The following is a 26,865-nucleotide window of genomic DNA, read 5'->3' as shown; positions in this document are numbered from 1 at the left end:
ATTATCCATTAATGATTTTATGAATGGATTGTTAAACCACAGGAAAAATCTGTTCTTTCCCTGAATTTGATGTGCAAAAAAGGCGTCTTTCCAGACACCTTTTTCAATAATTATGACTCAGATTGAATAAAAATTTTTCCACAGGTATGGATGAATGGACCTATACGTTCACGCCTTTCATTCCTTCTTCGGTATAGCGCGCCCCGGCAGGCTGAAAATCTCCGAGCGCACGTTCGATTTGTGCTAAATCCTCTGGCGTTAACGTGATATTGACGGCACCGAGATTATCCTCAAGGTGCGCGATTCTCTTTGTTCCGGGAATCGGCACGATGTGATTGCCCTGCGCCAGCAACCAGGCCAGTGCGATTTGTGCGGGCGTACATGACTTGGCGTGCGCCATCTGCATCACGGCATCAGAAAGTGGACTGTTGGCTTTCAGATTATCCGGCGTGAAGCGCGGTAATGCTTTTCGGGAATCATCGGCCTCGAAAGTACTCTGCGAATGAAAACGGCCGGTCAGAAACCCCCGGCCAAGCGGTGAGTATGGAACGAAGCCAATATTCAATTCGCGGCAGGTTGGCAGGATTTCAGCTTCCACATCACGCGTCCACAGCGAATACTCCGTTTGAACGGCAGTAACCGGGTGAACCGCATGCGCTCTTCTCAGCGTGCTCGCACTGACTTCCGACAGCCCGATATGAGCAATTTTTCCTTCGGCAACCAGAGCCGCAAGTGTCTGCATTGTAGTTTCGATGGCTGCGTTTGGATCTAAACGGTGAATGTAGTACAGATCGATGCACTCAACGCCTAAGCGTCGAAGCGAATGCTCACACGCGCTTCGGATATATTCAGGGCTGTTGTCGATACGCCGTTGATACTGTCCGGGTTGACGCACAATGCCACACTTCGTGGCGATCTGAACTTCAGCACGGTTTTCTTTCAGAAAATCACCAATCAGTGCTTCATTATGAAAGTTTCCGTAAGTGTCGGCAGTATCCAGCAGCGTACACCCCAGCTCGACGGCCTGATGAAGTACCCGCATGGATGCCTGATCATCTCGCGGGCCATAGAACTCACTCATTCCCATGCAGCCGAGTCCAATCGCCGACACTTCCAGCCCGTTCCCTAAGATGCGTTTTTTCATCGTGATTCTCCCTTGGTTTGTTCAACGTATTTCAGTATATTTCCCAAAAATGGAGCTTAATATGACAGAAAATCGCAATCAGTTTTCCGATAACGGAAAGTCAGCGGGCGGCCCGCACTTGAACTGGGATGACACACGAATCTTTTTAGCAGTCGCGAGAGAAGGCACACTGAGCAGCGCCTCAAAGGTATTAAAGCTCGGCATTGCCACAACCTCCAGACGTCTGGAGCGACTGGAATCGGCATTAGGTGTCCGGCTGTTCACCCGAGATCAATTGGGCTACAAACTCACCGATGAAGGTGCCGCGCTCATACCTCAGGCTGAAGCACTTGAGCTGGCGGGCTATGCCTTGAGCGATGCCGTTCGCGGCCAGAATGAGAGTGTGATGGGGCACGTTCGTTTGGCAACAGCGCAGGGGCTTGCTGACCATCTCATCATCCCGGCACTGCCCAGATTCATTGAAGCCCATCCAAACTTAACTCTGGAAATTGTGACCAGTGTCTCGACTGTGAATTTACACCGGCGCGATGCCGACATGGCCTTACGAATGGTGAGACCCGAACGCGGTCATGTCAGTATCCGGCGATTAGGCGAACTGGGATTTGGCCTGTACGCATCCCAAAGCTACTTAGAACGCCGTTCAGATCCCGAGCGACGCAGTTCTCTGGAACAGGATGATTTTATTGGCTGGTCAGAGACCCAACAGCACCTCCCTGCCGCCCAATGGCTGGAACGTACGCTGCGCGGAAAACCTTGCCGCATCACCACCACTAGCATGTCCGCTCAGCTCAGCGCCGTGCAATCTGGCATTGGTATGGCGGTTCTGCCTCATTTTATTGCCCAAGCCAAAGATTTGGTTTGCGTACAGCGTGATCTGGGCTGCGATCAGCCCATCTGGTTAGCGATTCATGCCGATCTGGCGCACTCCCGAAGAATCAGAGCTGTCGCTGATTTTCTGAGCCAACTGCTCACAGAAAAGCGTGAAAGTTTAGCGCCATGAAAAAGCCAGCCTGAATAGCCACCGACTTGATAGACACCTTTTAGTCAGACAAAATGATTCGTAGAGAGGTGCTGATGAGCAGCAAGCGATACCCAGAAGAATTCAAAATTGAAGCCGTCAAACAGGTTACGAAAAAGGTCATAGCGTGGCTGATGTGGCCAATCGTCTAGGAACAACAACACATCGTCTTTATGCCTGGATTCAACGCTACAGCCCAGAAATCAGTTAGATAGAATAGCCTTGGTATCAATAAATAAACGATGGGTTATAGTCGCGTCAACCTCATGAGAGTTAAGATTATCCTCAACCGTACACCTTAACTCGCAGCAGCATAAGTCTATATCAATGAAAGACGATGATTAGATTCAATTTCATCGATAAACGATGACTCGACTCCAATATCAGTTGCTATTCTTCGCCAATCTAAGACGGCTTCATGGACCTTTTTCATGACTTCTTCCGCTTCTGCTCTCAAGGATTCGGGTAATACCCCCATCAGATCCTGTTTAATAAAATTGTCGCGTTTACCATTTATAGACATCTGATGACTATCCACCCAAGGTGAACCAGGCTTATAACTGTATGCTAAATCGAACGCAGGAGCTAAAGTCCACTTTTTTTGGTCGTTAAAAACAAAACCCCAATTTTTTGTATGATCATCATGGTTGCGAGCCATGACGTTAAAAACCATACGTCTAAAGGTCTCCAGTGCCGCGTTTCTATCTAATTTTAGAATGCGTAACAGAGTAAAAAGTTCTTCATAACTATAAGATCCCGGCTTTTTAAAATCAGCATGATCCATTGCACACAAAGATTGATAATGCACTTTATCATTTCCAATGCGGTCAAATCGCTTCGTCATAAAGTGGGCCCTTCCATTCTCTCTAAGCAGCTCGCAGTAAGAAATGTCAATACCCGCCTTTTTGGCCATTTTATAGTATGCATACTCCATCAAGCCAAACCCTTTCGGATCGCCAAAAACTTCACGACTTGATGAACGTTCTACCACTCCATCAAACTTAATCAAGAAGTGCTCAAACCCTTCAGGACAATTCACTTGGCCAGAACGAAGCTGAGTACGATCTGCATTGACAGCTATTACAGCCTTAGCGCGAGCACCACCGGCAGATGTACCCACCTGAACAATGCCAGACAATGCCTGCTCCGCATCGTCATTTTGTATCGTTTCATTGATATTATTACGCTGATCCAGAACCGATTGCGCCATGACCACAAGCGCATCCATTTCAAGCAGTTCGCTATTCGTTTTAGCTCTTTCTGCTAAAGCTGGAGTGTACTCAAGTGCCCCCATCCCTCTAGTGCCAGTATAAAGCAATCGTTCCAATGCACTGAAAGATTGCGGATCGCGTCCTTGCCTTGCAAGCCAAGCATTGATGACTGCATTACCAAAATCATCAGGTAGGGTATCCGCAAATGCAGCTGGCAAACCTTTATATGTTGGAAAACTCAAGTTTGGAAAACTGAAAACACCAGACTTTAGAGGTAGCTTATGAGAAATAGCGAATCCTCCTTTCAGCCATTCCTTGAAATATTCGAAACTCACGACACCAGTATCCGAGTTTCTTGCTAAAGCTCCGACGTCTTTTCCAAAGATACTCACTTTTGCCATCTCGTATTTTTTATCTACCAATCTAAGTCCTCCTCATCTTCACTTTTTGATTTTTCAGCAGCGCCCCTCACTCGCTGTCGGAGCTTACCTCGCATCTTTAATAGTTGTACTGGACTGATGCCAGGATCAGGTAAGAAAGATTCAATTCCTTCCAGAGCCTCCAATACTCTGAGGACCTTAATAATATTCACCAAGGTCGCTTTGCCCTCAATCATATTTTGATAGGTAGAGCGGCTGATACCTGCTTTCTTTGCTAACTCAGACTGAGTAAAAGGCGTTTGATTATCCAACCTTCGTCTTTCAATTCGCCGGCCAAGCTCAAGCGAAAGTGCCTCATCTGACATAGCGTATATATTAAACTCCATAATAATGACCTATTTTTCAGTCCTTAAGTGCACAATATTACCATAATGACCTGATTACAAGTCATTATGGTAGTCACGAACGTAAGATTCAAGAAAAACCTAACGACCTAAAAACAGGTCATAAAGTCATATAAACACATTTTTTGACCTAAAATAAAATCATTAAAACACGTTAATATCACTTGTAATCGGGCCGTGTCAGGTGTTGTGTAGCCACTGTCCCAAAACGTTGTTGCCACCCTTCAGCTCCAAACACTCGCGGATACAGGATACCTGAACAACTTTCGACTTAAGCAGCGACCAGAGCCAAAAACAAAAAAAGCCCGCAATCATGCGGGCTTAGATATGTAGTGCCAGACGTTTCCGGTTGGAAAATTATTCCCACTCAATCGTCGCAGGCGGCTTACCGGAGATGTCGTAAACCACACGGGAGATACCGTCGACTTCGTTGATGATGCGGTTAGATACCTTGCCCAGGAAATCGTATGGCAGGTGGGCCCAGTGTGCGGTCATGAAATCGATGGTTTCAACAGCGCGCAGCGACACAACCCAGTCGTACTTACGGCCATCGCCCATCACGCCCACAGAGCGGACTGGCAGGAAGACAGTGAAGGCCTGAGAAACCTTGTTGTACAGGTCGGCTTTATGCAGTTCTTCAATGAAGATTGCATCCGCACGGCGCAGCAGGTCACAGTATTCTTTCTTCACTTCGCCCAGCACACGCACACCCAGACCTGGTCCAGGGAACGGGTGACGGTACAGCATGTTGTACGGCAGACCCAGTTCCAGACCAATCTTACGCACTTCGTCTTTGAACAGCTCTTTCAGCGGCTCAACCAGGCCCATGGCCATATCTTCTGGCAGACCACCAACGTTGTGGTGCGACTTGATCACATGTGCTTTGCCGGTTTTCGACGCCGCAGATTCGATCACGTCCGGATAAATGGTGCCCTGTGCCAGCCACTTGGCGTTTTTCAGTTTCTTCGATTCTTCATCGAAAACATCCACAAACACATGGCCAATGATCTTACGCTTCGCTTCCGGCTCATCCACACCTTCCAGCGCAGACAGGAAACGATCTTCAGCATTGACATGAACGATGTTCAGACCAAAGTGGTCGCCAAACATTTCCATCACTTGATGGCCTTCGTTCAGACGCAGCAGACCATTGTCGACGAACACACAGGTCAGTCTGTCGCCAATCGCACGGTGGATCAGCATCGCAACGACAGAAGAATCCACGCCGCCAGACAGTCCCAGAATCACTTCGTCATCGCCAACCTGCGCTTTGATGCGGGCAACTGCGTCGTCAATGATAGAAGACGGCGTCCACAGCTTTTCACAGCCACAGACGTTCATCACGAAGTTTTCCAGCAAACGCTGTCCCTGACGGGTATGGGTGACTTCCGGATGGAACTGAACGCCGTAGAAACGCTTCTCTTCGTTTGCCATAGCTGCGTAAGGGCAAGTTTCGGTCGCTGCGACTTTCACAAAATCAGCCGGGATTTCAACCACTTTATCACCGTGGCTCATCCAGACATCCAGCAGCGCATGGCCATCTTCTGCCACAGCATCTTCAATGTTTTTCAGCAGTGCGGTTGGCTCAACGACTTCAACCTGAGCATAACCAAATTCACGCATGTCGGAACCGGCAACTTTACCACCCAGCTGCTCTGCCATCGTTTGCATGCCGTAGCACACACCCAGAACAGGCACACCCGCTTCAAACACGTATTGTGGGGCACGCGGTGAGTTTTCTGCTGCCACGCTCTCAGGACCGCCAGACAGGATGATACCGTTCGGATTGAAATCGCGGATATCCGCCTCTTCAACATCCCAGCTCCACAGTTCACAGTACACACCAATTTCACGGATACGACGTGCAATCAGCTGTGTGTATTGAGAACCGAAGTCCAGGATGAGGATACGTTGCGCATGAATATTTGTGGTCATTGGGCAGTCTCAAATATCAATTGAATCTGAAGGAGCGGCTACCCGCTCCGGAAAAAATCTGTCGTGTTAACGAAGACCGGCTGCCTGAGCAACCGGTCTGTCTGTCGCTGGTTAGCCCAGACGGTAGTTCGGTGCTTCTTTGGTAATGGTCACATCATGAACGTGTGACTCTTGCATACCGGCACCAGAGATACGAACAAACTCAGCTTTGGTGCGCAGATCTTCAATCGTTGCCGATCCGGTCAGACCCATGCTGGAGCGCAGGCCGCCCATTTGCTGGTGAACGATCTCTTTCAGGTGGCCTTTGTAAGCCACGCGGCCTTCGATACCTTCCGGCACCAGTTTGTCGGCAGCATTGTCCGTCTGGAAGTAACGGTCAGAAGAACCTTTGGACATCGCACCCAGGGAGCCCATGCCACGGTAAGATTTATAAGCACGGCCCTGATACAGCTCGACTTCACCCGGTGCTTCGTCGGTACCGGCAAACATCGAGCCCACCATCACACAGGATGCACCTGCTGCAATGGCTTTACACATATCGCCAGAGAAGCGGATACCGCCATCGGCAATCACAGGAATGTCGTACTCGTTCGCAACCGCTGCAGCATCAGCAATCGCTGTGATTTGTGGCACGCCCACACCGGTGACAATCCGGGTTGTACAGATTGAACCTGGGCCAATACCTACTTTGACCGCACTGACACCGGCTTCAATCAGGGCACGCGCACCATCGGCTGTCGCGACATTTCCGCCGACAATCGGCAGCTCAGGGAAAGCGGCGCGGGTTTCACGGATACGTTGCAGGACACCTTCAGAATGGCCGTGTGATGAATCAATCAGCAGCACATCCACACCAGCCTCAACCAGTGCTTTCACACGTTCTTCGTTACCAGCACCCGCACCGACAGCAGCACCGACACGCAGACGTCCCTGCGAATCTTTACATGCATTGGGTTTACGTTCTGCTTTCTGGAAGTCTTTCGCAGTGATCATGCCTTTCAGTTGGAAACTGTCGTTCACAACCAGCACTTTTTCGACACGGTGCGCCTGCATCACAGCTTCCACTTCTTCACGGGAAGCGCCTTCTTTCACAGAAGCCAGACGCTCTTTAGAGGTCATCACACTTTCAACGGTCTGTGACAGATCCGTCACGAAACGGACGTCACGACCCGTGATAATCCCCACCAGCGCGTGATTATCATCAACAACAGGATAGCCGGCAAAGCCGTTTTCTTCGGTCAGGCGCTTCACATCCAGAATGGTCTGGTAAGGTTTTACCGTCACCGGCTCCTGAACCACACCCGCTTCGAATTTCTTCACCATGCGCACTTCACGTGCCTGCTGCTCGATTGACATATTCTTGTGAATAAAGCCAATGCCCCCTTCCTGGGCCAACGCAATCGCCAGACGGCCTTCAGTGACTGTATCCATAGATGCAGACACCATCGGAATGTTCAGCGAGATTGTTTTGGTCAGACGGGTGCGCAGATCCGCAGTGTTAGGAAGTACAGTCGAATGTGCCGGAACCAGCAGGACATCGTCAAAGGTCAAAGCTTCTTGTTTGATACGTAACATCGCAATATCTCACACCATGTAAGGTTTTAAAGAAGGGATAAAATATTGCGGACGAATTATACGTACCAAGCAAACGTTTGGCTAGAAAAAAATTAAAAAAATTAATTGACACTTTTCACTTGATACGTAATATATTCCGGTTTAAGTGACCGAGCTGCGGGCCAAATTCCCCGGCCTCATTGCGTCTGTCGACTTTTCAACCACCCCGTCACGACATTCATTTGATACTCTTGCCAATTTCGGGCACCATCCTCAGCTAAGTCTATTCCTGCAAATACAGGTCCCGTTGCCGTGAGTCTATACCCGACTGCTTCATCTCAGAACAAGCGTATTTTCACTGTTTCCAGCCTCAACGCACAGGTGCGTCTGTTACTGGAAAATGAGATGGGGGTTGTCTGGCTGGTCGGCGAGCTGTCTAACTTTTCAGCGCCTGTTTCCGGGCACTGGTACTTCACGCTTAAAGATGCGCGGGCTCAGGTGAAATGCGCCATGTTCCGTGGCAACAATCAGCGAGTAACGTTCCGTCCGGCCAATGGTAATCAGGTGCTGGTGAAAGCCAGACTTTCCCTGTATGAGCCGCGTGGCGATTACCAGCTGATTGTCGAAAGTATGCAGCCAGAAGGCGATGGCCGCCTGCAGCAACAGTTTGAACAACTAAAAATGCAGCTGGCTTCAGAAGGTTTGTTTGCACAGAGTCTCAAACAGCCCTTGCCGGAAGAACCGAAACGGGTCGGCATTATCACCTCCAAAACCGGTGCAGCACTGCACGATATTCTCAACGTGCTCAAACGCCGGGATCCCGGGCTACCCATTGTGATTTACCCGACCATAGTTCAGGGTGACGGCGCTGCGATTTCCATTGCGCAGGCCATCGGCCGGGCCAATGCCCGACAGGAATGCGATGTTCTGATTGTCGGACGCGGGGGCGGCTCTCTCGAGGATTTATGGGCTTTTAACGAGGAAATCGTCGCCCGGACAATTGCAGCCAGCCAAATTCCGATTATCAGTGCCGTCGGGCATGAAGTGGACGTCACCATTGCTGATTTTGTGGCCGATATGCGTGCGCCAACGCCTTCTGCCGCGGCAGAACTGGTGAGCCGTGATCTCAGTGCTCAGCTTCAGAAAATCAACCAGCGTCAGCAGCACCTGCGACACGCGATGCGCCATTATCTGTCAGGTCGTCAGAGCCAGCTTGTGCGCTGGCAGCACCGTCTGGATCGCCAGCATCCGCAGGTACAGCTGAATCAGCAGAGTCAGCGCCTGGATGAGTTAAGAAACCGTCTGGAACGTGCCATACGCAAGCAGGTGGCCGATCGTCAGCAACACCTTCACCGCTGCGAGTATCAACTGGCATTGCACACGCCGGCACAGCGACTGGAAAAACTGTCTGCACAGTTGAACGCTCAACAGCGCCGATTACTGGATGCCATGGACCGTCGACTGGTCAACGCCCGGCACCAGCTCGCCATCGCGACCGAAACTCTGGATGCGGTCAGTCCGCTAGCCACTCTGGCGCGCGGATACTCCATCACAAGAAATGACAACGGCCAGGTGATCCGCAGTGCTGCTCAGGTGAAAACCGGCGATACACTGAAAACCACACTGGCCGATGGTGATATTCGCTCCACCGTCACCGACTGAGCGATATTCCCGATTCAGATTAACGTTTAAGCGGCGTCTTCAATCAGCATACACGCGCTGATCAAACGCTGAGTATAAGCCTGCTGAGGATGGTCAAAGATCTGATCAGGCGTTCCCTGCTCAACCACTTCGCCACGCTGCATCACCATGACATGATCAGAAATGGCACGCACCACTGCCAAGTCATGGCTGATAAATAGAAAGCCGATATTGTGTTTGCGCTGAATATCTTTCAGAAGATCCAGTACCGTCAGCTGAACGGAACGGTCCAGCGCCGATGTTGGTTCATCAAGCAAAATGAATTTCGGCTCAAAAATCAGCGCTCGTGCAATCGCAATCCGCTGACGCTGCCCACCGGAAAACTCATGAGGATAGCGGTTGATACTGTGTGGGTCCAGACGCACTTCCTGTAATACCTGACGCGCTTTCTGCATCCGTTCTGCCCGGGTCATCTTGGTGAAGACCGTGAGCGGTTCCGTAATGATTTCCCCGACAGTCATCCGCGGTGACAGAGAACCAAACGGATCCTGAAAGACCATCTGCATGTGCCGCTTAAGCTCAAATCGCTCCGAAGCAGTCATCTGGTTCATGTTCTTGCCTTCAAAGGCAATATTTCCGGTTGAAGGTAGCAGCTGCATGAGTGCGCGGCCCAGTGTTGATTTTCCTGAGCCGGATTCGCCCACGATCCCCAGCGTTTCGCCCTGACGTAATTGGAGACTGATCCCCTTCACCGCTTCAAGATACTCGGTTGGCTGGCCCAGCCAGTTCGATTTCAGCACATAATTCACACGGACGTCTTCAGCCTGCAATATCAGAGGAGAAGAAGAGTTATCGTCTCGCACGACAGGTTTCGGTTCAGCATCCAGCAACATCCGGGTATAGGGGTCTTCCGGCTGATGGAACACTTTCTCGACGGAGCCCGTCTCGACAACTTCCCCTTTACACATCACAACCACATCGTCGGCGAAATGCCGTACAACACCCAGATCATGGGTGATGAACAAAATGGCCATCCCCATTTCAGCCTGAATTTCTTTCAATAAAGCCAGCACTTCCGCCTGTACTGTCACATCTAACGCCGTAGTTGGCTCATCGGCAATCAGCAGATCTGGCTTATTCGCCAGTGCCATCGCAATCATGATCCGTTGCAGCTGACCGCCAGAGAATTCATGGGGATAATGACGCAGACGTTTCCGGGGATCCGGTAAATGTACCCGCTCAAACAAAGCCAGCGTTTCTTCCATCGCAGCTTTCATGGACACATTCCGGTGGCACCGGATCGCTTCCGCAACCTGCTCGCCAACGGGCATATAAGGGTTCAGCGAGGTCATGGGTTCCTGGAAAATCATGGCAATCTTCCCACCCCGGAATTGACGTAGTTTTTTATCCGGCAAAGCAAGCAGTTCAGTGCCCTGAAACCAAACTTGGCTTGTCGGTGAAACACGCGCATTCTTTGGCAACAACCCCATCACCGCACTGGAAGTGACCGACTTACCAGACCCGGACTCACCTACCAGGGCCAGTGTCTGCCCCTTATCCAGGGTGAAACTCATTGATTTCACCGCATCTACGGTACCACTTTCCATCGTGAACGACACCGACAGTGCATCGACTGTCAGCAGCGACTTGTGCTTATTCATACCTGAACCCTTACGTTTCTCGTCCATAAGTAATAATGAGAATTATTGGCAAATAAGAGTATATTGAAACAAGGAGGCTGACTACAGATTCATACGAAATCAGCAGTAAAAAATGGCAAAAATCAGGCTCAGATCGTTTTTGTCCGGAAAATCTATGCCGAGGAAGAAGGATTTCCTGAATCTTTCTGTGAATCAGGCGCTGCAATCCGAAAAGTAATCCGCGCCCGCGACTTAGATTTAAGGGTATTGCAATGCGGGCAAAAATAATTGTCGGCACCACAAGCGTTGACGCGCTCCAATAGATGCTCGCAATCATCGCAGAATGCTTCCTTAACGACCTTTTTCTGACAGTGCGCGCAATAATACCCGCCCAATTGCCATAACAACGGCAGCTGACAAACCGGACAGAATGACTGTGACATCAGATGGTCTGCTCCATGAATAACACCATTGAGATGACGATAGCAGGGATCCGCAACAAAGACATGATCAACGACAAAGTCCGGAATGATCAGCGATCACCCCTGAAAAGAATATTTATCAATACACTTCCCGAAAGCATAAGTTACATGTGCTGTATTTGGATTTTAAACAGGATAAAATACACAAACCTGTCCTTTTTTCGTCGAGATCCAGAATGAACCAAAACATAACCTTTGATCTGATTTCTCAATTTCTGATTGGGTTAACAATAAGTTAGCCTGTTTCTGCCGTGATCACACAACCCAAATCGGGCAGCATAATCTGCGTTATTTGATCCCATTGTTCCTGCCAGAGGATCGATTTCCCCAGATTCAGATCAAAAAAAACCCGGCACACTGGCCGGGTTCTGGTGGATTACTGATTTTGTTCTCTGTTCTTCAGCGCGGTTGCCAGTCGTTTACGCTGGCGCTCCTGAGAAACGGTCAGCTTCTGACGTTTCATATTGCCGTACGGGTTATCGCTGTTCTGGAACTGAATACGAATCGGTGTTCCCATCATCTCCAGCGTTTTACGATAATAGTTCATCAGGTAACGCTTATAAGCGCCAGGCAATTCATTCACCTGGTTCCCGTGAATCACCACAATCGGCGGGTTATAACCCCCTGCGTGCGCATACTTCAGTTTCACACGTCGGCCACGAATCATTGGCGGCTGGTGATCATCCTGTGCCATTTGCATAATGCGGGTCAGCAAAGAAGTACTGATTCGCTTGGTCGCAGACTGATATGCTTCCCGGACCGATTCATACAAATGACCTACGCCTGTCCCATGCAATGCAGAAATAAAGTGAATCCGGGCAAAATCAACAAAGCCCAAACGGCGGTCCAGTTCAGACTTCACACGCTCTTTGACTTCGTTATCCAGACCATCCCATTTGTTGACGGCAATAACCAGTGAACGGCCAGCGTTCAGGGCAAAGCCTAACAGGCTCAGATCCTGATCAGAGATATTTTCACGGGCATCAATCACCAGCAATACAACGTTGGCATCTTCAACCGCTTTCAGTGTCTGAATCACCGAGAATTTCTCAACGGCTTCATTCATGTTTTTGCGTCGACGAACACCCGCAGTATCAATCAGGACATACTCCTGTCCATCACGTTCCATTGGAATATAAATGGAGTCACGCGTGGTGCCCGGCATGTCGTACACAACCACACGCTCTTCACCCAGAATCCGGTTAGTCAGTGTAGATTTACCCACATTCGGGCGGCCGATAATTGCCAGCTTAATCGGCTGCTCCTGCAGACGCTTGTAAGCCGCTTCCGCATCTTCTTCGGTCAGATTTGCTTTTTCAATCGCTTCAACCGAATCCAGCGTTTCGATATCGACTAACTCTTCATCTTCCGTCTGACGGGCTGTCCAGGCTTCCACAAATGGCGCCAGCGCACGCTCCATTAACGCAGTCACGCCCCGGTTCTGCGACGCGGCAATCTGGTGCATTTCGGTTACACCCAGTTTCCAGAAGTCGGAACAAGCGCTGTCTGCATCAATCCCGTCGATTTTATTCACAACCAGGAAGGTCGGTTTATCGCGGCTGCGCAGGTGCTTGGCAATGGCTTCGTCCGCTGCCGTCAGTCCGGCACGGCCATCCACCAGAAACAGAACCACGTCGGCTTCTTCAATCGCCATCAGCGATTGTTCTGCCATTTTGGTTTCAACGCCTTCTTCTGTTCCGTCGATACCGCCAGTGTCGATGACAATAAATTCGTTCTCTTCGAGCTCTGCTCGACCGTACTTACGATCCCTGGTTAGGCCAGGAAAGTCAGCGACCAGCGCATCCCGGGTGCGGGTAAGACGGTTAAACAACGTCGATTTACCCACGTTCGGGCGCCCGACAAGGGCAACTACAGGAATCATAATGAGCTTACCTCTATCTTTTCATCATCTTAATGAAGCCATGTTTGTCTCAAACGACAATCACGACGCCACGGGTAGAATAACAACGGCCCCTGATGCGAACACAAACAGGAGCCGAAGCGTTAATCTTATCACAGAATAGGCCTGTGACTAAGGCAAATGCATTTTGCTCAGTTTGCCTTCTCGGGTCACCACCAGATACCCATCGTTCAGTGCCAACGGCGGGACTGAAATGCCGCTGCCGTCTGTTTGTTGCTGAGCGACAAACTCACCGTTCAGCGGATCCAACCAGTGCAGATAGCCCAGACTGTCACCGACCACCAGACGTCCGCCAATCACAGCAGGCGCGCTGAGTATCCGGTGTGACAACTCGGAATTTTGCCACAACTCCGTCCCGCTGCGGATATCGACAGCGACCAGATGATCCTCTGCCGTCACCAGATACAGCACGCCAGACTCAATCACAAAATCTGTTGCCGACGAATAATTCCGCTTCCAGACTTGCTGACCGCTGCGCAGATCAATGGCAATCAGATTGCCGTTATAACCTGCTGTATACAAACGGCCCCCATCAATCACCGGCGACGCATCGACATCGACCAGACGATCAATCTCAGTCGCACCCTGAGGCTGCCCGACAGGTTGCTGCCAGATCAACTGGCCATTCTGGATATAAGCGCCGGCTAAACGGCCATTCGCTTGTCCCCAGAAGACGCCACCGGAAATCGACACCGGTGCGCTGTCACCACGCAGCGTCAGCGTTGGCACTTCACTGCTGATTTGCCATTTCGTGGCACCCGTTTGTGCATCCATGGCCTGCAGAATGCCTCGGCTGGTATTGACCATCACCATGCCTTCATCTGCCAATGGTTTTGCAAGCACCTCGCCATCCACTTTGACACGCCAGGCTTCTTCACCCGTTTCAGCATCCAGTGCAATGACTTCAGCATTTTCGCTGCCGACAAACACTTTATTATATGCCACAGACAGGCCGCCCGAGAGCTTGGCACTCTCTTCCGCGTCGATCTGATGTTCCCAGACCAATTGACCTGTTACCGGATCAAGTGCCTCGATCAAACCGTTCCGGCTGGCAACATAGAGCTTGCCATACCCCGTCACAGGCACCAGACGAGAGTAAAAATGCTGTACACCATCATCGATGCTGCGAGTCCAGTCCTGCACGGGCGTGAACTGATTGGTCACAGCTGGCAAAGGTGCCATCTGTACCGCTTCTTCCTCACTGGCACAGCCACTTAACACACCAATGGCAACGGCCAGAGCTAAAGCTTGCTTCAATCGCTTGCGCATCATCTGTCGCCTTTACTGGGCTAAATCGTCGAGCTTGATCTGTAGTGCAGGTGAAGCGCCTTGATCCTTCGCATCCAGATAAGCATTACGTGCAGCGGACTTGTCACCTTTTTGCAGCAGAATATCACCGCGCAGTTCAGCAATTTTGCCCTGCCAGCTTTCTGCAGTCACTTTATCGAGCTCAGACAACGCAGTATCAAACGATTGTTGTGCGGCCAGAACCCGCGCCAGTCGCGTATGCGCAACGGCTAACAGTGCAGAATCTTCCGTGTGACTGGTGACCCAGTTCAATTGTTCGGCAGCCGCATCCAGATCGCCTTTCTCGATCTGTACTTTGGTCAGTTGCAATGCAGCGAGCACCGCATAATGACTGCTTTCATGACTCTGAATAAAGCTTTGTGTCTGGCTGATCGCTTCGTCGTTACCACTGGCCAGTGCCTGCACGGCCTGAGAGTAAGCTTCCGAGGCCTGCTCTTTGGCCGTCTGAACTTCACTTTGGTAATAACGCCAGCCATACAGGCCACCTAAACCTAATACGGCGCCAAGCACAACGGCTTTCCCGTTTTCCTTCATCCATGCTTTGATGGATTCAATCTGTTGATCTTCAGTGGTATTGACGTCCACGTCCTGTCCTCTCTTAAATCAATTCTGCCAGCTTGGCCGCAACCTCTGCCTGAGGTAAAGTTTGCTGCTCGCCACCACGAAGGTCTTTCAGCACCACAGTATTGTCTGCGATTTCGTTTTCACCCAGAACCAGGGCAACCACAGCACCAACGTTATCCGCACGTTTGAACTGCTTCTTAAAGTTCCCCCCGCCAAAGTGGCTCATGACCCGCAGACCCGGAACCGTTTCACGCAGTGATTCTGCCAGCTTCATGCCCGCCATCAGCGTGCCTTCACCAGCCGTCACCACGTAAACATCCACACTGCGACGAACGTCAGTCAGCTTCAGCTCTTCCATCATCAGCACCAGACGTTCCAGGCCCATGGCGAAACCGACGCCCTGCGTTGCACGGCCACCCAGTTGTTCAACCATGCCATCGTAGCGGCCACCACCACAGACAGTGCCCTGAGCACCCAGACTGTTGGTGATCCACTCAAATACAGTGCGGTTATAATAATCCAAACCACGCACAAGGCGTTCATTTACTTGGTATTCGATGCCAGCAGCGTCTAATAGTTCACACAATCCGGCAAAATGTGCTTTGGAATCTTCGTCCAGATACTCAGACAACTTCGGTGCATCCGCCAGGAGTTCCTGTACCGCCTGATTTTTGGAGTCCAGAACACGCATCGGGTTGGTATACATCCGGCGTTTGCAGTCTTCGTCCAGTACTTCAATATGCTGTTCAAGGAAAGCAACCAGCGCTTCACGATAAGCAACACGCGCATCAGAAGAACCAATGGAGTTCAGCTCCAGGCGCACATGCTTGTCAATACCCAGCTCACGCCACAAACGGGCCGTCATCATGATCAGCTCTGCATCAACATCCGGCCCTTCAATGCCAAAAACTTCAACACCGAACTGGTGGAACTGACGATATCGGCCTTTCTGTGGTCGTTCATGACGAAACATCGGGCCCATATACCACAGACGCTGTTCCTGATTGTACAGCAGACCATTTTCGATCCCGGCACGGACACAGCTCGCCGTTCCTTCTGGTCGCAATGTCAGGCTGTCGCCGTTCCGGTCTTCGAAGGTATACATTTCCTTCTCAACCACATCGGTCACTTCGCCAATGGCACGTTTGAACAGATTCGTCATTTCGACAATCGGCATACGGATTTCATGATAACCGTAGGCGCTGACGACCTGTTTCACGGTATTTTCCACTTTTTGCCACAGTGGAGACTGGGATGGGAGGCAGTCGTTCATGCCTCGGATTGCTTGAATTTGTTTCGCCACGTTGATTCTCAATTCACCGAAGGGGATTAAGTTCGAATAGATTAAACCGAATATATCGGTTCTGCAGGTCGTTGTGAACCTTACCCCGCAGGATTCCGGGGCAAGGTAAACAGAAAAGGCTTACTTTTCGATCACGTCAATCCGGTTGCGCTGATCCAGCATTGCTGCTTTGGCACGGATTTTCGTTTCCAGTTGGTCGATCACATTATCATTGTCGAAGCGCTCTTTCTGACGGACACCGTCTTCATAAAAAGCACTCTTGCGGTTACCGCCGGCAATCCCCATATGCGACACTTCCGCCTCACCCGGACCGTTGACGACGCAGCCAATCACAGAGACGTCCATCGGTACGGTCACATCTTCCAGGCGCTGTTCCAGCTCGTTCACGGTTCCGATCACATCGAATTCCTGACGGGAACAGGTCGGGCAGGCAATAAAGTTAATGCCCCGGGAGCGGATGCGCAGCGATTTCAGAATGTCAAAGCCCACTTTGATTTCTTCAATCGGATCTGCGGCCAGAGAGATACGCAGTGTATCCCCGATCCCTTCAGCCAGCAGCATCCCCAGGCCCACAGCAGATTTCACAGCACCCGCACGGGCACCACCCGCTTCCGTAATCCCCAGATGCAGCGGTTGCTGAATTTCTTTCGCCAATTTGCGGTAGGATTCAACGGCCAGGAACACATCGGAGGCTTTCACACTGACTTTGAACTGATCAAAGTTCAGACGATCCAGAATATCGACATGGCGCATGGCAGATTCAACCAGCGCTTCAGGGGTGGGTTCACCGTATTTGAGCTGCAGATCTTTTTCGAGAGAGCCGCCATTCACCCCAATCCGGATAGGGATATTCTTGTCGCGGGCACAATCCACAACGGCACGAATGCGATCTTCGCGGCCGATATTTCCCGGATTGATCCGCAGGCAGTCCACCCCGTACTCCGCCACTTGTAAAGCAATCCGGTAATCAAAGTGAATATCTGCCACCAAGGGCACATTCACTTGCTGTTTGATTAACTTAAAAGCTTCTGCCGCATCCATCGTCGGAACAGAGACACGGACAATATCTGCCCCTACCTTTTCCAGAGCACGGATTTGTGCAACCGTTGCTTCGACATCGGTGGTTCGGGTGTTGGTCATCGACTGCACAGCAATCGGCGCACCATCACCAATCGGCACTTTGCCTACATAAATTCGGGTAGACGGACGACGTTTAATCGGGGACTCGTTATGCATCTCTCATTCTCTGCTTACAACGGCAATTTCAACCGGGCGACTTTACCGGCCGGATAGCCGCTCAGATCAACTGGTTCACCTTTAAAGCTCATTGTAACAACACTCGGCGCACCGAGCACTATCTTAAACGGTGCCTGACCGTCCAGAGAAACCACATCACCGGAACTTTTAATCCCAGTTTCAAGCTGTTTGCCTTTTGCATCGCGGATATCAATCCAGCAATCACCGTTAAATGTCAGTTTCAGATCCGGAACCTGCACCTCTTCTGCCAGCGTCGTCTCTGCAGTCAGCGATTCAGTCACCTCATCAAAGAGAGCATTGCCTGCCTCATCAGCGAGAAAGCCAGGTTGTGTTTCACTCCCCGGATTCTGCGCTGCTTCATCAAAAGTACTGAGGGGCAAATCATTATCTGTCGCAGCGTTGCTGTACTCTTCACCCACAGCATTGGCCGTTTCCGGTGACTGTGGCTGAGTGATCCCTTCTGCAATCGCACTCACGTCATCGCGACTCATGGTCCCGAGTTCATCCGTCGTGCCCGCCAGAGACTCATCCAATGGCTGGGAGCCTGTGCTGGCTTGTTCGGTGATCACCGGTGTTTCGGTTTTCTGCTCTGCCTGCCACCACCAGGCCGCGGTCATTCCGACGACTACGGCGCCGAAAATCCAGGCCAGCCCCATGATCCGGCTGTCATGTTTTTCGCGATTAGTTTTACGGGAAAAGCTTTGCATGGTCTGCGCCTGAGGTTGCCCCTGGCCGCAGCTCTCCAGCTTACTCAAGACATCGTTTACATCCAGTCCGACAAACTTGGCATAAGATCTTACATAACCACGGGTAAACGTGGCCATTTGTGCTTCATCAAATCTGTTTTGCTCAATGTCATCGATCACTGATACCCGCAAACGCAAGCGGCTAGCGACATCCTTCTGAGAATAGCCTAGCTGCTCACGCGCCTGACGGAGTATGTCGCCCGGACGAATGACGTCTTCCGTTACTCGTTCTTCGTTCTGTTCAGTATTCATTGGCTAGATAATTCTGATATTGCTGAGAATCAGGAAATTGTTGTCTTAACAATTCGGCATATTTTTCCACCCGATCAAGGCGACCATTCCGGCGGGACAACTGAATTTTAAGAAGAAGACTATCAGCAGTCTCACCATAACGCTGGCTGAACTGAGCCAGTCTGTCATCGGCTGCACGGAATTGACCGTCGCTCATCTCTATTTTCGCCAGTTGCAGCATGGCGACTGGCCGGTATGGTTCATGATCCAGTGTTTTTCTGAAATAATCCGCTGCCTCTGTCGCATTCCCTTGCTTCATGCTGCACAAAGCAGCATTTTCATAGCTGGATGCGACCTGAAAATAATCCGGTTGCAGGACGGCTCGGTCAAAAGCCGAAATCGCCTCACCGTAGCGGTCTTCACTACACAAGAATACACCATAGTTATTAAGCACATCGCCATTTTTTGGGGAATCTTGCAAAGCCCGGACATAGAGTGCTTCAGCTGAACGATTTTCACCCACTTTCTGGTAATAATGTGCCAATGCCAACTGTGCTCTTGGATAAGCGGGGGCGGCATCGAGTGCTTTTTGCAAATTCAGATGGGCGCGCTGCCACTGGCCGCGCTCCAGATAACTCAGGCCCAGCGTCACTCTGGCATCAGAAGCCGCAACAGGATCAACGGATTGTCGCTTGGCTGGCGATTCTACGGTCACACAGCCCATTAAAAAACAAGCGGCTATCATGCCGCTTGTGATTGGATACAGTCTCTGACGGACCATCATTGCTCCCTGCACGCATCCCTGAAATGCCCTCTTCAGGGTGGCATCTCTTGGTTATGAGACCGCTTTAACCGGAATTGGTTCACCATGGGCTTGCTTGGCCATGGTTCTTTTCGTGCGGTCAATCACATCTCCCACCAACTGTCCGCAGGCTGCATCAATATCATCCCCGCGCGTTTTCCGCACGGTGACCGTAAAGTCATATTCCATCAAGGTCTTCATAAACCGATCGATTCTGGAATTACTTGGTTTACGGTAAGGCGAGCCCGGGTACGGGTTAAACGGGATCAGGTTGATTTTCGCTGGGGTATCTTTCAGCGTTTGGGCCAGCTCACGCGCATGATCCATGCTGTCATTAACATGATCGAGCAGGATATATTCCACGGTGACTTTCCCGCGGTTCGCATTCGAAGAAGCCACATAACGACGGACAACATCCAGGAAGGTTTCAATGTTGTATCTGTCGTTAATTGGCATGATTTCAGAACGCAGCTGATCGTTTCCTGCGTGCAGAGAAATCGCCAGTGCAACATCGATTTTTCCGATCATTTGCTCCAAACCAGAAACCACACCCGAAGTCGAAACGGTGACGCGGCGCTTGGACAGGCCGAAACCCAGATCGTCGAGCATGATTTTCAGCGACGGGATCAAGTTTTTCATGTTGAGCAGCGGTTCACCCATCCCCATCATCACCACATTGGTGATTGGGCGGCGACCCGTTTCTTTCTCAACACCGATTTCTTTGGCTGCACGCCAAACCTGACCGATAATTTCTGAAACCTTCAGGTTCCGGTTGAAACCCTGCTGCGCTGTGGAACAGAACTTACAGTCCAGCGCACAGCCGACCTGAGATGAAACGCACAAGGTCGCCCGGTCATCTTCCGGGATATACACGGTTTCAACATCCTGATCGCCAACACGCATCGCCCATTTGATGGTGCCGTCTGAGGAATGCTGTGCTTCCGACACGTAAGGCGCACGAATTTCAGCGACAACTTTCAGCTTTTCGCGCAGCTTCTTGTTGATGTTCGTCATTTGATCGAAGTCATCACAACCGAAATGATACATCCACTTCATGACCTGATCGGCGCGGAAGGCTTTTTCGCCCAGCTCATCGGCAAAGTATTGCCGCAGTCCTTCGCGATCAAAATCCAGCAGATTGATTTTGGCATTAGTCATCGGTTGTTGCCTCACTAAAAAATGACAGATCCGTTTGGGTGGCCCGAATACGGGAGATTCAAGGCGCGAAATTGTACAGACTTTATCGATGCGTTTCCACTTTTCCCACAGAAAGCATAGTTGAGCCGTGTGGATGACTCCATACGGAAACGGGAAGCCTGAGCTTCCCGTTTGTTCAATTCTGGCTGACGCTTACCCACGCGGGCAAATCTCGTCCTCAGAGAAGAAGTACGCAATTTCACGCGCAGCAGATTCAGGGCTGTCGGAGCCGTGAACTGCGTTCAGTCGTGTATTTTCTGCAAAATCATTGCGCAGGGTGCCACAAGCCGCTTCTTCCGGGTTGGTTTTGCCCATCAGTTCACGGTAGCGGGGAATCGCCTGCTCACCTTCCAGCACCTGAACCATGACCGGACCTGAGGTCATGAATTCAATCAGTGGTTCATAAAAAGGTTTGCCTTCATGCTCTGCGTAAAAGCCTTGCGCTTGCTCGGCAGTCAGGTGCAGCATTTTGGCCGCAACGATCGTCAGGCCCGCGCTTTCCATCCGGTGATAAATTGCGCCAATCTGGTTCCGTCCCACGGCGTCAGGCTTCACAATTGAGAAGGTACGTTCAATTGTCATTATTATATTCCTTATGCTTGATTCACTTCAGGCGGGCAGGCTTCCCTGCCCTCTGAGCCTTACTGTAACAGCAAGGCAGCAATATTCGCTACCCCCAGACCGGTCGCGCCAGCTGCCCAACGGGTATCCGCACCATCCCGGAAGCAGGAAGCCAGGTCAAAATGTACCCAGCGGCTGTCATCACTGACGAAACGAGACAGGAACGCTGCCGCATTCGAAGCGCCGCCCATACCACCGCCTTTCACCGTCCGGCTGTTCGCGGTATCCGCATAGTCTGACGGGCAATAGCTCTGGTGCCATTTCTGCAGCGGTAACGGCCATGCAGGTTCATTGACCAGTTCAGACAACTGCTGCGCTTTTCTCAGCAGTTCAGGTTGCATCGAGAAAATAGCATTGTAGTCCTGACCAACGGCCATCATCGCTGCGCCTGTCAGCGTCGCGGCATCAATGATCAATGGCGCTTTCATTTCGCTGGCTTTGATCAGGCCATCAGCCAGAACCAGACGACCTTCCGCATCTGTATTCACAACTTCTACCGTCAGGCCATTCTTGTAAGTCAGCACGTCGCCCAGTTTATAGGCGTTCCCGGCAACCATGTTTTCTGCACAGCACAAAATCAGTTTCACACGCTTCTTCAGGCCCTGCTCAATTGCATAAGCCAGTGCTGCTGCAACGGTCGCTGCACCGCCCATGTCACATTTCATCGCAACCATGCCTGCACTTGGCTTGATGCTGTAACCACCGGAATCGAACGTGATCCCTTTCCCGACCAGACAAGCATGAATCGGGGCATCGGCGTCGCCAGTCGGGTTGTAATCCAGCGTCAGCATGACTGGCGGGCGGCTGCTCGCGCGGCCAACACTGTGTGTCCCGATCCAGCCTTCGCTCAGCAGTTCGTCACCCACCAGAATGTCATGGCTGATGTGGTTGCCAGCAATATTTTCCAGGAAGGCAACTGCGTCTTTCGCCAGCTTCTCCGGATACATATCTTCCGGGGTCGCGTTCACCACCTGGCGCACCCACTCCGCACTGCGGCGGCGCGCATTCAGCAGTTCGATTTCATCTTCATCGTCGGATGCCCACTGCACTTCAACAGCTTTCCGGGGTGCAACAAAGCCACAATAGAACGCCCACTGACGCTCATAGCTCCAGCCATCGCCGCTCAGGCTAACCTGCGTTGCTCCCTGGTTGGACAGTTGGCGGGCAGCCTGCTGGATGCGACGCAGCACAAAATCACCCTGAAAGTGAATCACTGCACTATCGTTGTGATAAGAAACCAGCGCCTTGTCGCCCCAGACACCCTGACTCGGTTCAGCGGAAAGTAATACGGTAAGCATAACGGTATTCCCTGCGTTAAAACGCACAACAGGCTGACCTGTTGTGCGTCAATTCAATTCAAAGATAAAGTTAAATGTCCTGCGCCAGAAGATTTGCCAGTGTGCGCACACCCATGCCTGTTGCACCGACGCCCCACTTATCACTGGCTGACTTGCGGTATGTGCCGCTGCAGTCTAAATGCAACCAGCCTTGTTTGTAGTCTTCGACAAAGTAAGACAGGAATGCCGCCGCAGTGCTGGCGCCTGGCATAAAATCACCGCTTGAAATATTAGCCAGATCCGCAAAACCGGACGGCATCATCCGACGGTGGTGCTCGCCCAGCGGCAGCGGCCACAGGCCTTCATGCTCTTCACTGGCCGCGATCAGCGCTCTTTGCGCCATGCCGTGATCAAAGCTGAACAGTGCATGATAGTCATTGCCCAGTGCATTTTTCGCAGCACCCGTCAGGGTCGCACAGTCAATAATCAGGCTTGGCTTCTGGGCACTGGCGTAAATCAGGCCATCAGCCAGTACCAGTCGGCCTTCGGCGTCGGTATTAAGGATTTCAACCGTCTTGCCATTTTTATAGGTAATGATGTCACCCAGTTTAAAGGCACGACCAGACACCATGTTTTCAGCGCAGCACAGAACCAGCTTGATCCGCTTTTCTACGCCACGGGCAATCGCCAGTGCAAGACCACCGGTCGCCATGGCTGAACCACCCATGTCGGCTTTCATCGAAGCCATACCGGCAGACGGTTTCATGCTGTAACCGCCGGAGTCAAAGGTAATGCCCTTACCGACCAGACAAGCGAACACAGGTGCTTCTGCATCCCCCGTTGGGTTGTAATCCAGAATCAGCATTGCAGGCGAACGCTCAGAACCCCGGCCGACCGTGTGAATGCCCACCCAGCCTTCATCCAGCAAGTCATTGCCTTTGATCACTTTATAAGTGACCTGATCCGGGGCCAGTGATTTGATAAATTCGCCCGCGCGATTTGCCAGGTGTGACGGATTCACCACCTCGGCACTCTGGTTGATGATATCGCGCACCCAATTGGTTGCAGTCAGACGCGCCTGAAGTTCAGCTTCGTCGGCATCTTCCAGTGAAGTCCAACTGACCTGATTGCCCGCCTTCGCGTTCCGGTGTCCCTGAATAAACGACCAGATCGTTTCCAGATCCCAGTCCTCTCCGCTGAGGCTAACCTGCTTAATCCCCTGCCCGTCCAGCAGGCGACCGGCCCGCTGAATTGTGTTGAGCACATCATCATTGGTGATATGAATTTGGACACCTTCAGCAGTAAAGGAAATCAGGGCGTTCTCGCCCCATTGCGCTGCTGCGGTTTCTTCGGTCAGGAAGACTGACATAGTGGCAGACATGAAAAACTCCTCGAATCATCGCCGGATACCGTGTTCAACACAGCCGACGGCATGCTTATCTCATCAGAGCACCTGGCTCTGCACCCGTGGGTCATGCTTTTTCAGGTCAATGCACTGCATCGCCCTTCAAATATCCATGGTTATGGGGGTCGCTCCGGCAAGAAGCAAGATAAGCCGTGCGAAAAAACAACAAAGCGGACCTCAGGGCCCGCTGAATAGCTTTATCAGTTACAGGTAAATGATTGGCCTGAACTGAAAATCGTAAGCGATTGGTTCACCTTGCCGACAAAACCACAAATAAACAAGGCATTTGCAGCAAGATTAAGAGAATGATCGACTATTGTTGCAATCAACGTCAGTCCATTTCCTCCATCCAGCACATTTGTACCGCTTCTAACACTTTTTCACCGCAGTGTTTCGGATCATCATCGAAGACGTCCAACGCCAGAATCCAATCTCTCAAGTCCACAAAATGGATTTGCTGGGGATCAATATCCGGATGCGCATCGATTAATGCTAAGGCAAGTTCTCTTGAATCCGTCCACTTCAGTCCCATAATTTCACCTGCAGGTCTTTGATGAAAAGAAGAAGTCTTTAGAGTGTAGCAAGCCCGCTCACGGCACGTGAACGGGCTGGAGGGAAATTAGTGGTTTTCGCTGGCCAGATTGATGGTGTAGCGTGGAATCTCTACAACCAAATCTTCATCAGCCACTTTGGCCTGACAACCCAGACGGGATTCTGGCTCCAGCCCCCAAGCTTTATCCAGCATGTCATCTTCCAGTTCTTCACTTTCTTCCAGAGAGTCAAAACCCTCGCGGATGACAATGTGACAGGTTGTACAAGCACAGGATTTCTCACAGGCATGCTCAATGCCAATCCCATTACGCAGGGCAACATCCAGTACGGTCTCACCTGTCTTGGCTTCCAGTACCGCCCCCTCCGGGCAAAGTTCTACATGGGGTAATACAACAATTTTAGGCATGCCTAAACCTCATCAATCGATTGACCGGCCAGTGCCTCTCGAATGGATTTATCCATCCGGCGCGCGGCAAATTCCTGGCTTGCTTTATCTGTTTTCTTAATACCGGCTTCAATGGCGCGCGGATCATCACCCTGTCGCAATTGAACCAGCTCCATCATCACGGCTTCCAGTGCTTCACGCTCTTCTTTCGACAACAGCGTCTCGCCATCGGCAGCCAGCGCAGCAATCAGCCCCTCAAGCACACGGTCCGCTTCGACACGCTGTTCGGCAAGCGCACGCGCGTCTTTATCTTCACGGGCATGTGTCATTGAGTCGCGGATCATGTCGGCGATTTCGTTATCCGTCAGACCATAAGAAGGTTTGACCTGAATAGATGACTGAACACCAGAACTTTTCTCCATCGCGGTCACCGACAGCAGCCCATCCGCATCTACCTGATAGGTCACGCGAATGTGCGCCGCGCCCGCTGCCATGGCCGGAATACCACGCAGGGTAAAGCGCGCCAGGGAACGGCAATCTGCGACCATTTCCCGCTCACCCTGCACCACATGTACCGACATCGCTGTCTGGCCATCTTTAAACGTGGTGAACTCTTGTGCACGAGCCACAGGGATTGTCGTATTGCGTGGAATAATTTTCTCAATCATGCCACCCATGGTTTCGATACCCAGAGAAAGCGGGATCACATCCAGCAGCAGCATTTCTGAATCAGGCTTATTACCAGCCAGAATATCCGCCTGAATCGCAGCACCAATCGCAACCACTTTATCCGGATCGATTGAGGTCAGTGGCGTTTTTCCGAAGAAACCGCCAACCATATCCCGTACCAACGGAACTCGGGTTGACCCGCCAACCATGACGGTTTCAATCACTTCATCCAGATCGATGCCGGCATCTTTTACAGCGCGACGGCAAGACATCAAAGTCTTTTTCACTAATGGCTGAATCAGCGCATCAAACTGTGCCCGGGAAATCGTACCCTGCCAGCCCAGCACATCAATGTCAGCCTGATCCTGATCAGACAGTGTGATTTTGGCAGCGGTAGAGACATCGTGCAGCGCACGGCGTTCAGACGCCGTCAGTGCAGCTTCGTGGCCGCTCTGGGCAAGAATCCAGTCACTCAGCAGATGGTCAAAGTCATCCCCGCCCAATGCGGTATCGCCACCCGTTGCCAGAACTTCGAAAACACCTTTCGACAAACGCAGAATGGAGATATCGAAAGTCCCCCCACCCAGGTCATAGACAGCAATCACGCCTTCCTGACCTGAATCCAGGCCATACGCAATTGCCGCCGCTGTCGGTTCATTCAGTAAACGCAGGACCTTGAGATTGGCCAGCGCTGCAGCATCTTTAGTACCGGCGCGCTGAGCGTCATCAAAATATGCAGGGACCGTAATCACCACACCTTCAAGATCGCCACCCAGAGTCGCTTTAGCACGCTCACTCAAGTGTTTCAGGATATCAGCAGACACCTGAACCGGATTCACTTTCCCCCGGCGGGTCACGACCTGAGGTAAGCCAGACTCAGACGCTTCAAACTGATAAGGCAGATTCGGATAACGTTGCTGAATATCAGCCAGAGAACGTCCCATCATTCGCTTTACAGAGATGATAGTATTCGCCGGATCTTGCTGGGCGAGTGATTTTGCGGGTTCACCCACGCGAATCGTGTCCGCATCGTAATGAACGACAGAGGGTAAAATTGACTTGCCTTGCTCGTCTGGCAGAGTCTCAGCCACGCCGCTACGGACCGCAGCAACGAGGGAGTTGGTTGTTCCCAGATCAATTCCCACCGCGAGTTTATGTTCATGCGGTGCAGCACTTTGACCGGGTTCAGCAATCTGTAACAGTGCCATTGTCCTTCCT

23 protein-coding genes and 1 pseudogene are annotated in these 26,865 nt (G+C 51.3%); 3 read left to right on the top strand and 21 right to left on the bottom strand.

Annotated features, from left to right (window positions below; translation table 11 throughout):
- Nucleotides 1-160: 160 nt before the first annotated feature.
- Nucleotides 161-1,144, bottom strand: a complete 984-nt coding sequence (locus tag KDD30_RS03085; RefSeq protein WP_211647346.1) for an aldo/keto reductase — start codon at nt 1,142-1,144, stop codon at nt 161-163.
- A 61-nt stretch (nt 1,145-1,205) separates the two neighbouring features.
- Here KDD30_RS03085 and KDD30_RS03080 point away from each other — a divergent pair, with 61 nt between their 5' ends.
- Together KDD30_RS03080 and KDD30_RS03075 are read left to right on the top strand one after the other, a co-directional pair.
- Nucleotides 1,206-2,144, top strand: a complete 939-nt coding sequence (locus KDD30_RS03080; protein WP_211647345.1) for a LysR family transcriptional regulator — start codon at nt 1,206-1,208, stop codon at nt 2,142-2,144.
- A 74-nt stretch (nt 2,145-2,218) separates the two neighbouring features.
- A pseudogene (locus KDD30_RS03075) lies at nt 2,219-2,358 on the top strand (transposase); the annotation flags it as partial.
- A gap of 123 nt (nt 2,359-2,481) precedes the next feature.
- On the opposite strand, the gene KDD30_RS03070 reads toward KDD30_RS03075, so the two are convergent.
- The 4 genes from KDD30_RS03070 to guaB form a co-directional block, all read right to left on the bottom strand.
- Nucleotides 2,482-3,795, bottom strand: a complete 1,314-nt coding sequence (locus KDD30_RS03070; protein WP_211647344.1) for a type II toxin-antitoxin system HipA family toxin — start codon at nt 3,793-3,795, stop codon at nt 2,482-2,484.
- The gene (locus tag KDD30_RS03065) at nt 3,789-4,139 is read right to left on the bottom strand and encodes a helix-turn-helix domain-containing protein (RefSeq protein ID WP_249199177.1); all 351 of its coding nucleotides are present in this window, start codon (nt 4,137-4,139) and stop codon (nt 3,789-3,791) included. The genes KDD30_RS03070 and KDD30_RS03065 overlap by 7 nt, the downstream gene beginning before the upstream one ends.
- A gap of 375 nt (nt 4,140-4,514) precedes the next feature.
- On the bottom strand, nt 4,515-6,092 hold the full coding sequence (gene guaA, locus KDD30_RS03060; protein ID WP_211647343.1) for a glutamine-hydrolyzing GMP synthase: 1,578 nt from the start codon (nt 6,090-6,092) through the stop codon (nt 4,515-4,517).
- A 111-nt stretch (nt 6,093-6,203) separates the two neighbouring features.
- Nucleotides 6,204-7,667, bottom strand: a complete 1,464-nt coding sequence (gene guaB / locus KDD30_RS03055) for an IMP dehydrogenase (protein WP_211647342.1) — start codon at nt 7,665-7,667, stop codon at nt 6,204-6,206.
- Between the two features lie 291 nt (nt 7,668-7,958).
- On the opposite strand from guaB, the gene xseA reads away from it, so the two are divergent.
- Nucleotides 7,959-9,308, top strand: coding sequence for an exodeoxyribonuclease VII large subunit (gene xseA, locus KDD30_RS03050; protein WP_211647341.1), 1,350 nt, complete (start codon nt 7,959-7,961; stop codon nt 9,306-9,308).
- Between the two features lie 26 nt (nt 9,309-9,334).
- On the opposite strand, the gene KDD30_RS03045 is transcribed toward xseA, so the two are convergent.
- From KDD30_RS03045 to hscA, 16 genes are all read right to left on the bottom strand, one after another.
- Nucleotides 9,335-10,948, bottom strand: a complete 1,614-nt coding sequence (locus KDD30_RS03045; RefSeq protein WP_211647340.1) for an ABC transporter ATP-binding protein — start codon at nt 10,946-10,948, stop codon at nt 9,335-9,337.
- 152 nt (nt 10,949-11,100) lie between these two features.
- Nucleotides 11,101-11,370, bottom strand: coding sequence for a zinc ribbon domain-containing protein (locus KDD30_RS03040; RefSeq protein WP_211647339.1), 270 nt, complete (start codon nt 11,368-11,370; stop codon nt 11,101-11,103).
- A gap of 415 nt (nt 11,371-11,785) precedes the next feature.
- On the bottom strand, nt 11,786-13,291 hold the full coding sequence (gene der, locus KDD30_RS03035; RefSeq protein ID WP_211647338.1) for a ribosome biogenesis GTPase Der: 1,506 nt from the start codon (nt 13,289-13,291) through the stop codon (nt 11,786-11,788).
- 150 nt (nt 13,292-13,441) lie between these two features.
- Entirely contained in the window at nt 13,442-14,599 is a 1,158-nt protein-coding gene (gene bamB / locus KDD30_RS03030) for an outer membrane protein assembly factor BamB (RefSeq protein ID WP_211649486.1), read from the bottom strand.
- A gap of 12 nt (nt 14,600-14,611) precedes the next feature.
- Nucleotides 14,612-15,223, bottom strand: coding sequence for a tetratricopeptide repeat protein (locus tag KDD30_RS03025; protein WP_211647337.1), 612 nt, complete (start codon nt 15,221-15,223; stop codon nt 14,612-14,614).
- A 13-nt stretch (nt 15,224-15,236) separates the two neighbouring features.
- Nucleotides 15,237-16,505, bottom strand: coding sequence for a histidine--tRNA ligase (gene hisS / locus KDD30_RS03020; protein ID WP_211647336.1), 1,269 nt, complete (start codon nt 16,503-16,505; stop codon nt 15,237-15,239).
- A gap of 120 nt (nt 16,506-16,625) precedes the next feature.
- Nucleotides 16,626-17,741: a flavodoxin-dependent (E)-4-hydroxy-3-methylbut-2-enyl-diphosphate synthase gene (ispG, locus tag KDD30_RS03015; protein WP_211647335.1), complete on the bottom strand. Its 1,116-nt coding sequence runs from the start codon at nt 17,739-17,741 to the stop codon at nt 16,626-16,628.
- A gap of 14 nt (nt 17,742-17,755) precedes the next feature.
- Nucleotides 17,756-18,760, bottom strand: coding sequence for a cytoskeleton protein RodZ (gene rodZ, locus KDD30_RS03010; RefSeq protein WP_211647334.1), 1,005 nt, complete (start codon nt 18,758-18,760; stop codon nt 17,756-17,758).
- Nucleotides 18,750-19,484 (bottom strand): type IV pilus biogenesis/stability protein PilW, encoded by a 735-nt coding sequence (pilW, locus tag KDD30_RS03005; protein ID WP_371826077.1) that lies wholly within the window; start codon nt 19,482-19,484, stop codon nt 18,750-18,752. The genes rodZ and pilW overlap by 11 nt, the downstream gene beginning before the upstream one ends.
- A 90-nt stretch (nt 19,485-19,574) precedes the next feature.
- A complete protein-coding gene (locus tag KDD30_RS03000; protein WP_211647332.1) occupies nt 19,575-20,699 on the bottom strand; it encodes a bifunctional tRNA (adenosine(37)-C2)-methyltransferase TrmG/ribosomal RNA large subunit methyltransferase RlmN in 1,125 nt (374 codons plus the stop codon).
- Nucleotides 20,700-20,891: 192 nt separating this feature from the next.
- Complete coding sequence (ndk, locus tag KDD30_RS02995; protein WP_211647331.1) at nt 20,892-21,320, bottom strand: nucleoside-diphosphate kinase; 429 nt, start codon at nt 21,318-21,320, stop codon at nt 20,892-20,894.
- Between the two features lie 59 nt (nt 21,321-21,379).
- A complete protein-coding gene (gene pepB, locus KDD30_RS02990) occupies nt 21,380-22,657 on the bottom strand; it encodes an aminopeptidase PepB (protein ID WP_211647330.1) in 1,278 nt (425 codons plus the stop codon).
- 70 nt (nt 22,658-22,727) lie between these two features.
- Nucleotides 22,728-24,017, bottom strand: coding sequence for an aminopeptidase PepB (gene pepB / locus KDD30_RS02985; RefSeq protein ID WP_211647329.1), 1,290 nt, complete (start codon nt 24,015-24,017; stop codon nt 22,728-22,730).
- Between the two features lie 355 nt (nt 24,018-24,372).
- A complete protein-coding gene (gene iscX / locus KDD30_RS02980; RefSeq protein WP_305800642.1) occupies nt 24,373-24,573 on the bottom strand; it encodes a Fe-S cluster assembly protein IscX in 201 nt (66 codons plus the stop codon).
- An 87-nt stretch (nt 24,574-24,660) separates the two neighbouring features.
- Nucleotides 24,661-24,999 carry an ISC system 2Fe-2S type ferredoxin gene (gene fdx / locus KDD30_RS02975; RefSeq protein ID WP_211647328.1) on the bottom strand — a complete coding sequence of 113 codons (339 nt, stop codon included), beginning with the start codon at nt 24,997-24,999 and terminating at the stop codon, nt 24,661-24,663.
- A 2-nt stretch (nt 25,000-25,001) separates the two neighbouring features.
- Nucleotides 25,002-26,855, bottom strand: a complete 1,854-nt coding sequence (gene hscA, locus KDD30_RS02970; protein WP_211647327.1) for a Fe-S protein assembly chaperone HscA — start codon at nt 26,853-26,855, stop codon at nt 25,002-25,004.
- Nucleotides 26,856-26,865: the final 10 nt, after the last annotated feature.

The organism is Photobacterium sp. GJ3 (assembly GCF_018199995.1).
Taxonomy (GTDB): Bacteria; Pseudomonadota; Gammaproteobacteria; order Enterobacterales; family Vibrionaceae; genus Photobacterium.
Note: the sequence above shows the minus strand (reverse complement) of the source record. Positions and strands in the feature narration are given on the sequence as shown.